This window comes from Burkholderia sp. Leaf177 (genome assembly GCF_001424345.1).
In the GTDB taxonomy this organism is placed as follows: Bacteria; Pseudomonadota; Gammaproteobacteria; order Burkholderiales; family Burkholderiaceae; genus Caballeronia.
Map to the genome: position 1 here is coordinate 29,103 of NZ_LMPF01000023.1, position 14,289 is coordinate 43,391.

The following is a 14,289-nucleotide window of genomic DNA, read 5'->3' on the forward strand; positions in this document are numbered from 1 at the left end:
AGACATGCGCACTGCGGACCCGCTATCATCGACCGTTTTTCGACCGACGCTCACCTAACCGGTTCTCCAGGCTGCATGTCTTTTCCACATATCGACCTACTTTATTCGGCTTCGGGTCTCGCCGTCGGCTTTCTGGTCGGGCTCACCGGCGTGGGCGGCGGTTCGCTGATGACCCCGCTGCTCGTACTGCTGTTCGGCATCCATCCCGCTACCGCAGTCGGCACCGACCTGCTTTACGCGGCCGCGACCAAGTCTGCCGGCACGCTCGTCCACGGCCTGAAGGGGTCGGTTGACTGGCGCATTACCGGACGGCTTGCGGCAGGAAGCATTCCCGCCGCGGCGATCACCCTCGTCCTGCTCCACCGCTACGGCCTCAACACGCCTGCGGCCGCGCGCGTAATTCAGCTCGTGCTGGGCTGGGCTTTGCTTTTTACCGCCTTGTCCCTCGTGTTCCGCCCTCAGCTTGCGCGGCTCGCCTACAAGACCGGCATGGCCCGCGAGGCTCGCGGCGACCCCGACGCAGCGAAGCGCGAAATGCGCACCGTGGCCTGGACGGTACTAACCGGCGCCATTCTCGGCGTGCTGGTGTCGATCACCTCGGTGGGCGCGGGCGCAATCGGCGTCACGGTGCTCCTGTTGCTTTATCCGCGTCTCGCGACGTCGCGCATTGTGGGATCGGACATTGCGCACGCCGTGCCGCTCACGCTGATTGCCGGCACTGGTCACTGGCTGCTCGGTTCGGTCGACTGGTCGCTCCTGATCTCACTGCTGGTGGGCTCGCTTCCCGGCATCGTGCTGGGCAGCCTTTTGTCAGCGCGAGCACCCGAAGTCCTGCTGCGCAATCTCCTGGCCGCGACGCTCGTGCTGGTCGGCGTAAAGCTCGTGTTGAGCTGATTGCCGGCCAGTTCGATCGATAGTAGTCGCCAGACGTGACGCTTTCCAGTCGGCCAAATGGTATGTGAGGTGAGAACGAGATCATTTCCGGGGCCGCGATCTGGTTTTCCAAGTCATAGGCCAATTGGCCGGGTATCGAAATCCGGGCAAAACGTGCACGATTCAGGTGAACGAAGAGTGAAAAAGCAGCGCGCCTTGCGTTGCGCTCATTTTTTAAATTCGACACTATTTCCGCACGATTTACCCGCGCCGCAGCCACTGAGGCGCTCTTGTCGAGAACCGCAAGGAGACTGCGCATGAGCCAGACCGACGATCCGCGTGACGAGCAAACCGCTTCCGACCTTCCCCACGACCCATTTCGCCGGCGGCTACTGGTCGCCGGCATGGGTCTGGCTGGCCTGAGCGGACTGTCGCTGAGCGCCTGCCACCTGTTCGATTCCCGCCCTGACGCGCCGAAATCCGCCGCCGATCTCGCGCTCGACCAAACCCTGCGAGCAAAGGTCCGACACATCGTCGTGATCTACGCGGAAAACCGCAGCTTCAGCAACCTGTGGGGCAATTACCCCGGCGTGCAATATCCGCTCGAAGCCGTGCCTGCGTCGCGTTACGTGCAGCTCGATCGTGACGGACGCACGCCATTGCCGGTGCTGCCGAAAATCTGGGGTGGTTTGGTGCCGCAGGCGCAGGAAGTGGACGGCAAGCGCTACATGATCTCGGAAAAGCAGATCGACGGCATTGCCAACGGCCCCTTTCATCTTGTGGATACCGAAGGCAAACCGCTGCCGAACGGCGTCATCACGCGCGACCTCGTGCATCGCTTTTATCAGAACCAGATGCAGATCAACGCCGGGCGCAACAATCAGTTTGCCGCGTGGGGAGACTCCGGCGGCCTGGTGATGGGTCATTACCGCAACTCGGCAGAATCGCTGAAGCTGTGGAATATCGCGCAGCAAAATGTGCTGTGCGACAACTTTTTCATGGCGGCGTTCGGCGGCTCTTGGCTCAATCACATCTTTCTGATCTCGGGTCAGGCACCGTTGTATCCCGATGCGCACAACGGCCCCGGAAAAAAGTTGCTGTCTGTGCTGGACAGCGACGATCCCTTGGGCACGCGCCTCAAACTCACGCCCGACTCGCCGGCCTCGGCGCTGGACGGGCCGCCATCGTACGTAAACGACGGCGCGCTTACCGCCGACGGCTACGCCGTCAACACCATGACGCCGCCCTATCAGCCGAGCAACATCAAGCCGGCTGAAGGCGGCGATCCGGCGCTTGCCGATCCATCGAATTACAGGGTGCTGCCGCCGCAGACTTACGCGACCATTGGCGACCGCTTGTCGGATAAAGGAGTGGACTGGGCTTGGTACGGCGGCGCGTGGGAGTTCGCGCTCACGCATCGTGACACCGGTATGACACCTGACTTCCAGTATCACCATCAGCCGTTCAACTATTTCCGCAGCTTCGCGCCCGGCACGCTTGCACGCACGCAGCACTTGCGGGACGGCGGTGTAGGCGAGGATGCGTCGACGAACAAGTTCATCGCGGATATCGATGCAGGCCGGCTGCCGCCCGTGACGTTCTACAAGCCGCAGGGAAACCTGAACATGCACGCGGGTTACGCGGACGTCGAGTCGGGCGACCGGCATCTGGCGAACGTGGTGGAGCGGATTCAGCGCGGGCCGCAGTGGGACAACACGGTCGTGATCATCACGCACGATGAAAACGGCGGCTGGTGGGATCACGTTTCGCCGCCCAGAGGCGACCGCTGGGGACCGGGATCGCGCATTCCGGCGCTCGTCATCGCGCCGTTTGCGAAGAAAGGTCTGGTCGACCATACCGTTTACGACACGAATTCGATCCTGCGATTCATCACTCGCGTGCACGATCTCGTGCCGCTCGATGGCGTCGTTGCGCGGGACCGGGCGTTCGCGGCGAACGGCGAAGCGCCGCTGGGCGATCTGACGGCGGCGCTGGATCTGGCGTGAAGCGAAGCGCGATCCCCACACGCTTTAAGAAGCGCGCGAGCCGTCCATTCGTCCTGCGCGCGCATCGGCGGCATCGGACGCTTCCTGTCTCCATTCACGCCGCGAGCGCAGCATCTTGCGCACGGCAAGGCGCGACATCTTGAGGTAGCTGAACGGACGGGGATCGGCAAGCATGCTGAGCGCCCGCGCGTAGTCGAGCGTAAGGCCTGGTGTCCACGCCATCGTCGCAGCGCGTTTGCGGATCTGCGCCGCGACCCAGAGTTCGGGCGTGACCAGGAGACGCAGGAAAGCGCGCCATCCGGTATCGTGGCCGTGGAAGGTCCCTACCGTGCCTTCCAGAGCAGCTTCGAGCGCATTGGAAACAGTGCTGGAGCAATTCCGGTAAGTCAGGTTGTAGGTGGGATCCTGGCGGTACTTTTCCCAGAATGCATCGAGCCTTTCGGGACGATAGTTGCGGATGCGCACGCGCGTCGTGGATTCGCACCATGCCTTCGATTCCGTCGGATAGTCCGGCTGGAACACGCCGGGCACGTTGTTCTCGCGCGTCGCTCGAAGGATGCGGCCGAACTCGTCCGGTGAACGATCGATTTCCACGCCCGGATACAGGCTGATGTAAATGCCCTCCGGCGATTCGAGCGCGGCGTGACCAGTTGAAATGACGCCGTTGGCATCCACGGCGGCAATGTAGCGATCCACGATTAGCCGCCGGTTCGCCTGCGCTCGCGCGGAACCAACCGGAGTCCATACGTGCACGGTAAGGGCTTTCTCGTCGGCGGCGGGCGGGCCGTCCCATTCGAACGGAGCGTCGGCTTCGGTCGCGCCGGCGTTCGCCACGGCCTTCGCCGTTGCAGATTTCTCGGCGATGGTCGGATCAGTGATGACATCGTCGGAAAGGGTCAAAGTCTTTTTGCTTTCGGGCGGCAGACTTTCCATGCCGCGCACGCGCAATGCAATCAGCAGCAGGTTCCAGCCGCCGAACGCAAGTCCGAGTCCAACGGCGTAAGGCGCTGTCCCCACGTAATGCGTCGGATACGGCTGGAAGAAGAAGACCGCGAGCAAAATCTCGATAACAGCCAGCGCCAGCACCACTCTCCACCGGCTATAGCGGACGACGATCGCCGAGACCGATTGCAGCAGGCCATCGGCGAGAAAAAGTATGCCGAAGATCATCGACAACACGAAGTTGCCGTGGTGATGACCCGCCATGATGAGCAAGGCCGCGAACGCGAACGCCGCGCCTTTCACGTAACGCAGCGTGCGCTGTCCGCCAACGCCCGTGCCCGCTGCGATCAAAGTCGCGAGGCCTTCGAACAGCAATAGCCACGCAAAAAAATGGATGGGAAAATAAAGGACACCATCGAGGGCATCGATAAAAACAAGCACCCCGATCACGAGCCAGATACTGCCGGCGAGCGCCAGCGTTATCCATCGGCGACGCAAATAATCCACGCCCAGCAGCAGCAACACGAGTTGAATCATGACGTTACCTTTGGTGGACCCGCGTGACCGATATTCCCCGGCCATCGTAAAAGCGATGCAGCCTCACGCCAGCTCGGGATCTACTTTTCAACCCATGCGCGGGCGGCAATCTCGATCAGATATCCGTAGTGCAGCGCGCCCACCGGCACCACGGCCCGCGCGGGTTTCCAGTCGCCGAAGTGACTTGCATAGATTTCATTGAACGCCTTCCAGTGATCCACGCCGACCAGATAGACGGTCACCTCGATCACGTCCCGCAAGCCCGCTCCCGCCGCGGCCAGGACCGCGCTGACGTTTTCGAGCGTTTGCCGGGCCTGTACTTCGAACGGCAGGTCGCCGGTGTGCGTGCCGTCGGGGCGCATCGGCAACTGTCCTGAGACGCAAACAAGGTTGCCGGCGCGCGTGGCGTGACTGTAATGGCCGGCCGGAACCGGAAGGCCGGGCGCATTGATTCGTTCAATTGGCATGGAGAGATCTGAATGACAACAAAAGTTAAAGGATACGTCCACCCAATCAAAGCACCAACCGTCCAGCCAGAAAATCCAGGAAGGCCTTGGCGCGTCCGGCCATTGAAGCACTCTGGTAGAAGACCGCGCTGATCGGTTGCCTGACGTCGAGCCACGCGCTGTCCATGACGGTCCGAAGGCGTCCGCTCGTGACATCGGCGTGGGTCATGTAGGACGCGAGACACACAATACCCCCGTCGGCAAGCGCAAGCTGGCGCATGGTCTCCCCACTCGATGCCGCGATGTCCGGCACGATCCGGAAGCGGGCGTCGTCATCGAGCAAGGGCCAGTCGTTGAGGCTATCGGGCGCGGTAAATCCGATCAGCCGATGCCCGCGTAATTCCGCCACGGTCCGCGGCTCGCCATGCTCGGCCAGATAACCGGGACTCGCCAATATGCGCAGCCGGCTGCTGCCGAGCGAACGCGCGTGCAGCGTCGAGTCCTGCAGCGCGCCAATGCGGATCGCGATGTCCACGCGCTGCTCCATCAAATCGACAAAACGCTCGTTGCTACTTAATTCCAGCACGATTTCCGGGTACGCCACCGCGAACGCCTGCACGTGCGGGACGATGCAATGAAGCATGAACGGCGACGCCGCGTCGACCCGCAAGCGCCCCGCCGGGCGTTGCCGTTGCCGGGCGATGGACTCCTCGGCGTCTTCCATCGCGGCGAGGATGGCGCGGGCGCGCACGAGGAACAGTTCGCCTTCGTCGGTGAGCTGGAGCCGGCGCGTGGTGCGGCGGATCAGCGTGGAATCGAGCTTGGTTTCGAGCCGGGTCAGCGCTCGGCTCACGCCCGAAACCGTTTGCTGCAAGGCCTCTGCGGCGGCCGTGATCGAACCGCTGTCGATCACGGTTACGAACGCGAGCAATTCCTCGGTGGTGGTTTTCATCGAAGCGATTGTTGATGCGTAGTCAAGATTGATTTGAGACTAACACCGTTTTTGCGAAAGTAGAACCGGGCGATACTGCGTGCATCGATTCAATACTGATTAAAGGAGAGCGGACATGAAGGTATTTTTGACGGGCGCAAGCGGGTTTATCGGCGGCTCGATTGCGGCGCATCTTGCGCGCAGCGGGCATCAGGTACGCGGCCTGATCCGCCGCGCCGATCAGGCGGCCGAGCTCGAGCAACTCGGCGTGGAACCGGTGATCGGAACGCTCGATGACCGCAACTTGCTGATTACAGAAGCCAAAGCCGCCGATGGCGTCATCAACGCCGCGAACAGCGATCATCGTGGCGCCGTGGAAGCGCTGATCGAAGGGTTGGCGGGTTCCGGCAAACCGTTGCTGCATACGAGCGGTTCGAGCATTGTCGGCGATGCATCCGGCGGCGAGGGATCGGACGCAATCTACTACGAAGACGCGTTGCCCGAACCGACCGCCGACAAAGCGGCACGCGTAGCCATCGACAATCTCGTGCTCGATGCAGCCACGCGCGGCGTACGCGCCTCGGTGCTGTGCAACACGCTGATCTACGGCCATGGCGCGATGAAAACCGCCAAAAGCGTGCAGTTGCCGCGGCTCTTTTCCCAGGCGCAGAAAAGCGGCATCGTCCGGCATGTCGGACCGGGACGCAATATCTGGTCGAACGTGCATATAGATGATGTCGCCGACCTGTACGCCCGCGCCCTCGAAAAAAGTCCGGCGGGAACGTTCTATTTCGTAGAAAGCGGCGAAGCGGCGTTCCGCGACATGACCACGGCGATGGCCAGGGCAATGAAACTTGGTGAACCGCAGGACTGGCCGCTGGAAGATGCCAAGAAGGAATGGGGTTATGAAATGGCGTCGTACGGGCTGGGATCGAACAGCCGGGTTCGCGGCAAGCACGCGCGTGAATTGCTGGGATGGACGCCGAAGCGCACGTCGGTGACCGACTGGATTCGCGACGAGATGATCAAGTAACTGAAAACACGCGCGGCCGGTCAGCAAAAACCGGCCGCGTTTTGCCAATCTCAAGCGCTTATTGGAGCGCCTTCAGATATCCATCGATTTTCGCAGCCGGCATGCCGGCCTTCACCGCCGCGTCGTGAATCTGCTGCCACGTGGTCGGATCGACCGGCACGCCCTTCGCTTCCAGTTCCGCGCGGCGCGCGCGTTCCGGCTCGCCCGGCACGAGGATCCTTTCCGTATTGGCGGCAAGCGGCGAAGCCTTCACCCATTCCACGAACGCGTCCGCTTCGGCTTCGGCGTTGGGTGCATCGAAGGCTTTCGGATTGACGATCACCGACGTCATGCAATTGATGATGGCGTTGGTTGTATCGAGCGTGCTTTCGTGCGTTGTGTAACCGCCCGACAACGCGCCGCCGAAAATCTCGCACATGGCGGCGAGGCCGTAACCCTTGTGTGCGCCCATCGCCGTCAACGATCCGAACGGGGCTTCGTGCATGACTTTCGGCTCGACGGTCGGCACGCCGGCATGATCGATCAGGTAACCGGAATCGACTTTCACGCCCTTGTTGTAGGCCACGCGCGTCTTGCCGTAGGCGATGCCCGACGTCGCGAAATCCAGCACGAGCGGCTCGCGCCCTTCTCGCGGAAACGCAGCGCAGAACGGATTCGTGCCGAAGCGGCGATCGATACCGCCGAACGGCGCGACCAGCGGATCGCCCGCCACGTTGACGAAGTGAAACGACACGAGCCCGGCTGCCGCACATTGCTCGGCCCAATGCCCGATGCGCCCAATGTGATGCGCATTGCGCAAGCCGACCGCGCACACGCCGAGCTTCAAGGCGCGCTCGATACCATGTTCCATCGCCTCGAACGCAACGACTTGACCAAAGCCCTTTTTCCCGTCGATGGTCAGCACCGCGCCGGCATCGCGGACAATTTCGGCGTGCGTGTTGAGCTTCAGTTCGCCGTCGCCGAGCGAGGCCATATAACGCGGAATCATGCCGACGCCATGCGAATCATGGCCCGACATATTCGCCATGACGAGATGATCGGCGACCAACTGCGCTTCACGCGGCGTGCTGCCGGCGTGCGTCCAGATCGCGCTGACATACGCGTGCAGGGTATTGCGGGCAATGCGTGCTTCGGGCTTGTTTTCGGTGTTCATGCGACTACGTCTCCTGACATGAAAATGCTGCACGACAAATTCGATGGCGCGCTCGCCTTACAAAATGAAAAGGGCGCGCTAGAAGCTGCGCGCCCTTTTATTATCGATGACAAGCGTTCAAGGCGTTGCGGCGATCACCTCGGCGACCGTCGCGGTCAGTTTCTTTGCGAACGGCACATGCAGGAATTCATTCGGTCCGTGCGCATTCGATCTTGGTCCCAAGACGCCGCAGACCATGAATTGCGAACGCGGAAAACCTTCCTGCAACGTGCTCATGAGCGGAATGGTGCCGCCTTGTCCGAGGAACGCAACGTCCGCGCCGAAATGCCTGCGCGATGCGTCGTTCAACGCTTCGTCGAGCCAAGGCGCGAGTTCCGGCGCGCTCCAGCCCGTCGCCTCGCCACGCTCCGCCTTGAACGTGACCTTCGCGTTGTACGGCGGATCGGCTTCGAGCAAGGACTTGAGTTCGGCGAGCGCCGTGGTCGCTTCAACGAGCGGCGGCAAACGCAGCGATAGCTTGAACGCGGTGCGCGGGCGCAGGACATTTCCTGCATCGATCAACGATGGCAAACCCGCCGCGCCCGTCACCGCCAGCGACGGCCGCCAGGTGGAATCGAGCAGCGCCTGACGTGGATCGGTGGTGACCGGCAACACCGTGCCGCCGTTCTGGCCGCAACTCCAGGGAAGCTTTTTCCAGACGTCGTCACCGAGAATCCTGGCCGTTGCTTCCGCTTCGGAAAGACGCCGCGACGGGATATCGCAATGAAAACCCTTCGGCAACAAATTGCCCGTGCTCGAGTCTTCGAGCCGTTCCAGCAACCGGCGCATGATCCGGAAAGTCGATGGCGCAATGCCGCCGTTCGTGCCCGAATGGATACCTTCGTCGAGCACCTGCACTTCCAGGTCGCCTGCAACCAGACCGCGCAGTGACGTGGTGAGCCACAGCTGATCGTAGTTTCCCGCGCCGGAATCCAGACAAATCACAAGGCTGACATCGCCGAGACGATCACGCAGTGCATCCACATACGGCAGCAAATCGTAGCTACCCGATTCTTCACATGTTTCGATGATGCCAACGCAACGCGGCCGCTCGATACCTTGAGCATCGAGCGCGGCGATTGCGCTAATGGACGAATACGTGGCGTAACCATCGTCCGCACCGCCGCGGCCGTAAAGCTTGCCGTCTTCGAACTTCGGCGACCATGGTCCAAGGTCGCGACGCCAGCCGTCGAACTCGGGTTGTTTGTCGAGATGGCCATAGAGCACGATGGTGTCGCGGCTATTGGAACGCGTCGCGGGCGCTTCGAAAAAGATGACCGGCGTGCGTCCGGCGAGGCGAATGATTTCGACTTTCAGGCCGCGCACAGGCTGACGCTCGGCCCATTGCGCTGCATCGGTAATCACGCGTTCGATGAAACCGTTCTTCGCCCAGTCGAGATCGAACATCGGGCTTTTTGCGGGCACCGCGATGTAATCGGTGAGCGCGGGGAGAATCTCGTCGTCCCACTTCCGGTCGATAAAATCACGCAAGGCGTCACGGTCGATGCGCTGTGTTTCTTGTGTAAGGTCGTCTGAAATCATGACGGGCGTCCCGGCCGTTTAAAAATGAATGATAGCCGGGATTCGCGGCGTTTCGGTCGCGGAATTTCCTGGGGACCCGATATGTGCATTTGAATTCCGTGGGACCGCTTCCAGTGGAAAATGCGCGACGTCCGGCGTCCCGGTATGCTGTTGTCCCGTCCAGTCAGGACCCAAGCCAAAGGAATCACCATGTCCGTTTCAATGTATCGCGCGAGCGTCCCAGTTTTCATCCGCGGGCTCGACGTGCTCGTGTCCCTGATCAACAAGGCCGAAGCGCACGCGAAGGAAAAAGGAATCGCGGAGACCGACGTCACGGCGGCGCGCCTCTTCGACGACATGTTGCCGTTCACGGGACAAATCCAGCGCGCAAGCGATACATCGAAGCTCTCGGCGGTTCGTTTGTCGGGCGTTGAAGCACCGAGTTTCGACGATACGGAAACCACCTTCGCCGAATTGCGGGAACGGTTGACGAATACGTTGTCGTATCTGAAAAGCATCGACGAAACGACGCTCGAAGGGAGCGAAACACGTGAGGTCACGCTGAAGCAACGCGCGGGCGAATTGACGTTCAGCGGCAGCGATTATCTGTTCTTGTTCGCGCTGCCAAACTTCTACTTCCATATAGTCACGGCGTACGACATCCTGCGCCATCTCGGCGTGCCGGTCGGGAAACTCGATTATCTCGGCGCGTTGCAAAAGGCCTGATCGGCGGGACCGAATTCAGGTTCGCGCGGCGATCTGTTTCTGCCAACTTGTCAGAATGCGTCGCGCGAGCACGGCGTAGTCACCGCCAAAATGGTGATCGCCGCTTGTCTTGATCACTTCTATGCCCGTCTTGGTCAACGCCGGGCATAACGTGTCTTCTTCGGCCTCGCCATAAATACACTGGACGATTCCGGGCGGCAGTTTCGCCAGTTCCGGGCGCACCTTGAACGCGTCCTTGCTCGCGGGCATGCCGAGCCAGCCGGTCACGCGAATCTGAAAATCGGCGTCGGGCGCGAAGCCCATCAGCGAGACCATCGATACCTTCGCGCGCACCGCGTCGGGCAGACGGTTGTAGGCAAACGGCATCACGTCCGCGCCGAATGAATAGCCGATCAGCGCGACGTGCTCCGAGTGCCAGCGCGCGCTGTACGCCTGGATCACGCGCGACAGATCATGCGCGGTCTGTTCGGGCGTTTTTTCGCTCCAGAAATAGCGCAAGCTGTCGATGCCGATCACCGATACCCCGTCTTTCTGCAACGATTCCGCGACGGTTTTATCGAGGTCGCGCCAGCCGCCGTCGCCGGAAATCACGATTGCGAGCAGGTTCGTCGGATGCGCGGCCGGAAGCTCGACCAGCGGCAGATCGGAGACGTCTTCATCGTGCGCCGGCTCGATCTTCAGATGCGGCGCGGCGAGTGCCAGCAGCGCATCGGACCGGGATGCAGCGGGCGGTTGCGTGGTTTTATCGAAGAAACCGGGCAAGCCTTTCGCGTGCGTGATGGTCGGATCGGGCGGGCACAAGTTGAAACGCGCGTCGAGTTGCGCGTCGGCGTTCAGCGCGAGCGCGCCGGCCACGGTGTTGTCCGGCGCCTGCGACAAAATCTTTGAAGCGAGCACGCCGCCCTGACCCGTGCCCATCAGGATGGGCGCGTAATACCGGTTCGATTGCACTTCGCGTTCAAGCTGATGGCTAAGCGCCTCGGCGTCGCCCACGAGGTTGTGGCAGCTTTCCTTGTCCAGCGGCAGCTTCGCGGCGTAACGCGCAGTGTCGACGCCTACGACCATCGCGCCGTTTTTGGCGAGCGCATCGGCGGCTTGAGTGTCGGCGGGGGTCCAGGTTTTATCGGAGAAGAGCACGACAAAACCGCGCATTGGACCCGTGGGTTTGGTGAACTGGACATCGCCGTAACGGCCGCCGGAAATCGTGGCGGCGTGCGCTGCTGAAACTGCGAACAATGAAACAAAAGCCAGCTTGCTAACAAAATTCATGAACGCCAGCCTCCCGCCAGCAACGAGAGATCCGCGAGCGTGAAAAACACGCCCACCGAACCGGATGCCGCGAGATAACGCGGTTCCCAGCGCGGCTGGAACTTGCTCTTAAAACCGCGCAAGCCCCGGAAGTTGTAGAAACGTCCGCCGAAACGCCAGACCAGACCCGCCAGCCGATGCCACGGCGACGCAAGCGGCGTGGGCTGCATGCCTGAAAGCGGCGCAATGCCGAGACTCAACGTCTGGTAGCCGGCCTGCTTCAGGTGCAGCGCGAGCTTGGTGAAGAGATATTCCATTGCGTACGGCGACGCGTCGGGCACGTGGCGCATCACGCCGACCGTGGCTTCCGTGTTCATGTCTGTTGTCATGAACGTGACGAACGCCACCGGCTTGCCTTGCTGGCGAACCAGCAACACGGATTGCGCCGCGAGGTATTCGTCGTTGAACGCCGCCACCGAAAAACTTTTCTCGCGCGCTTCGCGGCCGTTCAGCCAGGCATCGGACACTTCGCGCAGCATGGGCATGGCGTAGGGAACCTGCGTGGCATCGATGACTTCCACGTCGAAACCATCGCGTTCGCCACGTTTTAGCGCATAACGCAAATGCGCGCGATGCGAGCCCTTCAGGTCGAAATCTTCCAGCACGACGTGCGCTTCCTCGCCGAGTTTCATCAGCGTGAGGCCGGCATCGAGGTAAAGCGGCAAAGCGTCGGCGCGAACCTGATAGAACGCGGCGCGGCCACCGTGCGCGTGCGCCATCTCCACGAAACGCCGGATCAGTTCAGCCCATTCGCGGCGCGGACCGACCGGATCGTGGAGCGCCGCCCACGTGCGGCCGTGCTTGGCGTACATCAGGAAGGCTTCGCGCGACGTGGAGAAGAGGAAACTCTTGTCGCCCATCATGGCGAGGCCGGCGTCACTGCGTTCCTGCGCGCGGAAAATGCGGGCGGCATCGAGGAGATCTTGCGGCGCGGGTTTCTCGAAACGACCAGCAGCCGGGCGCAGCAACTGCCATACGGCGAACAGCGCGGCGAACAATCCGGCGGCCAAGGTGGCGCGCAAGGCGCGGGGCGCGCGTTCATCGAAAGCGAATTGCCACCAAAGATCGCGGCTGTAGTTGATATCGCGGAAAGCGAACAACATGATCCAGACGGCCAGCACGATCACGATACCCACCGAAACCAGCCAGCTTGCCGTGAACCGTTCAGCCAGCAGCGACGAACGCCGGTTGAAGCGGTCGCGCGTGGCAAGCAGCAGCACGATCAGCAACGCGAGAACCCCGGCTTCCACGAACGCCAAACCCTTCGCAAGCGACAACGCCAAGTTGGCCACCGCGAGCGTGATCGCGAGCCACCAGGCGGCATCGAGCCGGCGCAGCAAACCGCGCGCGACGAACAATAAAACCACGCCGAGCACGCTTCCCAGCAATTGCGAGCTTTCCAGCACCCACAACGGCAAGACCGCCTGCAGCACGGCGATGCGCTTGCCGAACGCAGGCGTTGCGCCCGAAATCACCAGCATGCCGCCGACCACGAAGGTCACGACGCTCAGGAACAAAGGCGCGAGTTGCGACACATTCGATGGATTCAAGAACGTGAACCGGCCCTTCAGCGCGCGGCCTTCGAAGCCGGCCAGCACGGCCGTCGCGACGATCAGCGGCAAGCCAAAGTAGATTGCCCGGTACGCCAGCAGCGCCGCCAGCATGGCCGGCGTGTTGACGCTGTTGCCGAGCGCGAAGACCATCGCCGCTTCGAAAACGCCGACGCCGCCAGGCGTATGGCCGATCATGCCCAGCAACATCGCGGCGGAAAACACGGTCAGGAATTCGCCGAAACCAACTTGCGCGTGCGGCAATACGGCCCAGAGCGCAAGCGCGGCGGCGCAGACATCGAGAGCGGCGAGGACGAGTTGCGCGACCAGGTCGCGTCTCGACGGCACGGTGACGGACAGCCACTTCCAGCGCGATTGCAGCGTTTTCGACGATTTGCCGCACAGCGCGATCATCAAAGCAAAAGCAACAAGGATCGCAGCGCCGCCGATACGCAGCATTTGCGGCGATGCATGCAGCATGGCGGCGAGCGTGTTCGCGGCGCAAACCATGCCGACGGCCGTCATCAACGCGAGCGCCAGTGCCAACGTCACGCTGGTAAATACGGTTAGACGGCCGACCTGCGCCGGCGTGATGCCCGACACGCCATACACGCGGCAGCGCACGGCGCCGCCAGTCAGCGCGCCGAATCCGGTCGCGTTACCCAGTGCCGATGCAACCGTCGCGCCCACCCACAGCACGGAATGCGGCACTTTGGCGTCGAGGTATCGGAGGCCCACGGCGTCGCGGCCGACCAGCGCCGCGTAGCTCAGCGCAGTGGCAAGCAGCGCGCCGGCCCACGCCTCGAACGAGAGCGCGAGCAGTTGATGAACGACTGTCTTGTAGTTGACCGCGTGCGACAGATGCTGGAAAACCACGAGCAGCAACGCGCATACGACCAATGCGAGGACCGGAGCGGTAAAACGCTGCAATCGCCACGACCGCGTTCTGCGGAGCAGCGATTCCGGCTGAAAAACTGAATAAACGACATTTCTGCGAGACATGCGAATTACCGGACTTGCTCCAACGCTTTCCAGCCTTACACCGGCTAGGTAACGTTGTTGTTGGTTCTTGGTTCTGATCGGCTGTGCGCCGGACCGTTGTCGCTAATTCCCCGCGTCCCCAGATTTCATAAACCTGAACGGAACGTTACGGTTAGCAACGCCTGTATATCGGCGATGGTTGACGGGACTTAAGAAAAGTCGGCGATTCTAAGCTTTTTATCG

11 protein-coding genes are annotated in these 14,289 nt (G+C 61.8%); 4 read left to right on the forward strand and 7 right to left on the reverse strand.

Features of this window, described 5'->3' with window-relative positions; genetic code table 11:
- The first annotated feature begins 75 nt into the window (after window positions 1-75).
- On the forward strand, window positions 76-894 hold the full coding sequence (locus tag ASG35_RS21170; protein WP_056362273.1) for a sulfite exporter TauE/SafE family protein: 819 nt from the start codon (window positions 76-78) through the stop codon (window positions 892-894).
- A 296-nt stretch (window positions 895-1,190) separates the two neighbouring features.
- Window positions 1,191-2,879 (forward strand): acid phosphatase, encoded by a 1,689-nt coding sequence (locus ASG35_RS21175; protein WP_056362276.1) that lies wholly within the window; start codon window positions 1,191-1,193, stop codon window positions 2,877-2,879.
- 24 nt (window positions 2,880-2,903) lie between these two features.
- Here the strand turns inward: ASG35_RS21175 and ASG35_RS21180 are convergent, their stop codons facing one another.
- The 3 genes from ASG35_RS21180 to ASG35_RS21190 all read right to left on the reverse strand — a co-directional run bounded on the left by ASG35_RS21180 (window position 2,904) and on the right by ASG35_RS21190 (window position 5,756).
- Window positions 2,904-4,358: an HdeD family acid-resistance protein gene (locus ASG35_RS21180; RefSeq protein ID WP_056362279.1), complete on the reverse strand. Its 1,455-nt coding sequence runs from the start codon at window positions 4,356-4,358 to the stop codon at window positions 2,904-2,906.
- An 80-nt stretch (window positions 4,359-4,438) separates the two neighbouring features.
- Window positions 4,439-4,825 (reverse strand): RidA family protein, encoded by a 387-nt coding sequence (locus ASG35_RS21185; RefSeq protein WP_056362282.1) that lies wholly within the window; start codon window positions 4,823-4,825, stop codon window positions 4,439-4,441.
- A gap of 46 nt (window positions 4,826-4,871) precedes the next feature.
- Window positions 4,872-5,756 (reverse strand): LysR family transcriptional regulator, encoded by an 885-nt coding sequence (locus ASG35_RS21190; protein ID WP_056362285.1) that lies wholly within the window; start codon window positions 5,754-5,756, stop codon window positions 4,872-4,874.
- A 115-nt stretch (window positions 5,757-5,871) separates the two neighbouring features.
- Here ASG35_RS21190 and ASG35_RS21195 point away from each other — a divergent pair, with 115 nt between their 5' ends.
- Complete coding sequence (locus tag ASG35_RS21195) at window positions 5,872-6,768, forward strand: NAD-dependent epimerase/dehydratase family protein (protein ID WP_056362286.1); 897 nt, start codon at window positions 5,872-5,874, stop codon at window positions 6,766-6,768.
- Window positions 6,769-6,826: 58 nt separating this feature from the next.
- Here the strand turns inward: ASG35_RS21195 and ASG35_RS21200 are convergent, their stop codons facing one another.
- Together ASG35_RS21200 and ASG35_RS21205 are read right to left on the reverse strand one after the other, a co-directional pair.
- Entirely contained in the window at window positions 6,827-7,921 is a 1,095-nt protein-coding gene (locus ASG35_RS21200; protein ID WP_056362289.1) for a malate/lactate/ureidoglycolate dehydrogenase, read from the reverse strand.
- Between the two features lie 117 nt (window positions 7,922-8,038).
- Window positions 8,039-9,502 carry a M20 family metallopeptidase gene (locus tag ASG35_RS21205; protein ID WP_056362294.1) on the reverse strand — a complete coding sequence of 488 codons (1,464 nt, stop codon included), beginning with the start codon at window positions 9,500-9,502 and terminating at the stop codon, window positions 8,039-8,041.
- Window positions 9,503-9,691: 189 nt separating this feature from the next.
- On the opposite strand from ASG35_RS21205, the gene ASG35_RS21210 reads away from it, so the two are divergent.
- Entirely contained in the window at window positions 9,692-10,207 is a 516-nt protein-coding gene (locus ASG35_RS21210; RefSeq protein ID WP_056362297.1) for a DUF1993 domain-containing protein, read from the forward strand.
- Window positions 10,208-10,222: 15 nt separating this feature from the next.
- Here ASG35_RS21210 and ASG35_RS21215 read toward each other — a convergent pair whose 3' ends face one another.
- Together ASG35_RS21215 and mprF are read right to left on the reverse strand one after the other, a co-directional pair.
- Window positions 10,223-11,476 carry a virulence factor family protein gene (locus ASG35_RS21215; protein WP_056362300.1) on the reverse strand — a complete coding sequence of 418 codons (1,254 nt, stop codon included), beginning with the start codon at window positions 11,474-11,476 and terminating at the stop codon, window positions 10,223-10,225.
- Window positions 11,473-14,067 (reverse strand): bifunctional lysylphosphatidylglycerol flippase/synthetase MprF, encoded by a 2,595-nt coding sequence (mprF, locus tag ASG35_RS21220; protein ID WP_082508537.1) that lies wholly within the window; start codon window positions 14,065-14,067, stop codon window positions 11,473-11,475. The genes ASG35_RS21215 and mprF overlap by 4 nt, the downstream gene beginning before the upstream one ends.
- Between the last annotated feature and the right edge of the window lie 222 nt (window positions 14,068-14,289).

Bases quoted from the DNA above. Each gene is read 5' to 3' on its own strand.
- ASG35_RS21170 (WP_056362273.1), top strand. From the start codon at position 76: ATGTCTTTTCCACATATCGACCTACTTTATTCGGCTTCGGGTCTCGCC.
- ASG35_RS21185 (WP_056362282.1), bottom strand. From the start codon at position 4,825: ATGCCAATTGAACGAATCAATGCGCCCGGCCTTCCGGTTCCGGCCGGC.
- ASG35_RS21210 (WP_056362297.1), top strand. From the start codon at position 9,692: ATGTCCGTTTCAATGTATCGCGCGAGCGTCCCAGTTTTCATCCGCGGG.
- ASG35_RS21195 (WP_056362286.1), top strand. From the start codon at position 5,872: ATGAAGGTATTTTTGACGGGCGCAAGCGGGTTTATCGGCGGCTCGATT.
- ASG35_RS21215 (WP_056362300.1), bottom strand. From the start codon at position 11,476: ATGAATTTTGTTAGCAAGCTGGCTTTTGTTTCATTGTTCGCAGTTTCA.
- ASG35_RS21190 (WP_056362285.1), bottom strand. From the start codon at position 5,756: ATGAAAACCACCACCGAGGAATTGCTCGCGTTCGTAACCGTGATCGAC.
- ASG35_RS21175 (WP_056362276.1), top strand. From the start codon at position 1,191: ATGAGCCAGACCGACGATCCGCGTGACGAGCAAACCGCTTCCGACCTT.
- ASG35_RS21180 (WP_056362279.1), bottom strand. From the start codon at position 4,358: ATGATTCAACTCGTGTTGCTGCTGCTGGGCGTGGATTATTTGCGTCGC.
- ASG35_RS21205 (WP_056362294.1), bottom strand. From the start codon at position 9,502: ATGATTTCAGACGACCTTACACAAGAAACACAGCGCATCGACCGTGAC.
- mprF (WP_082508537.1), bottom strand. From the start codon at position 14,067: ATGTCTCGCAGAAATGTCGTTTATTCAGTTTTTCAGCCGGAATCGCTG.
- ASG35_RS21200 (WP_056362289.1), bottom strand. From the start codon at position 7,921: ATGAACACCGAAAACAAGCCCGAAGCACGCATTGCCCGCAATACCCTG.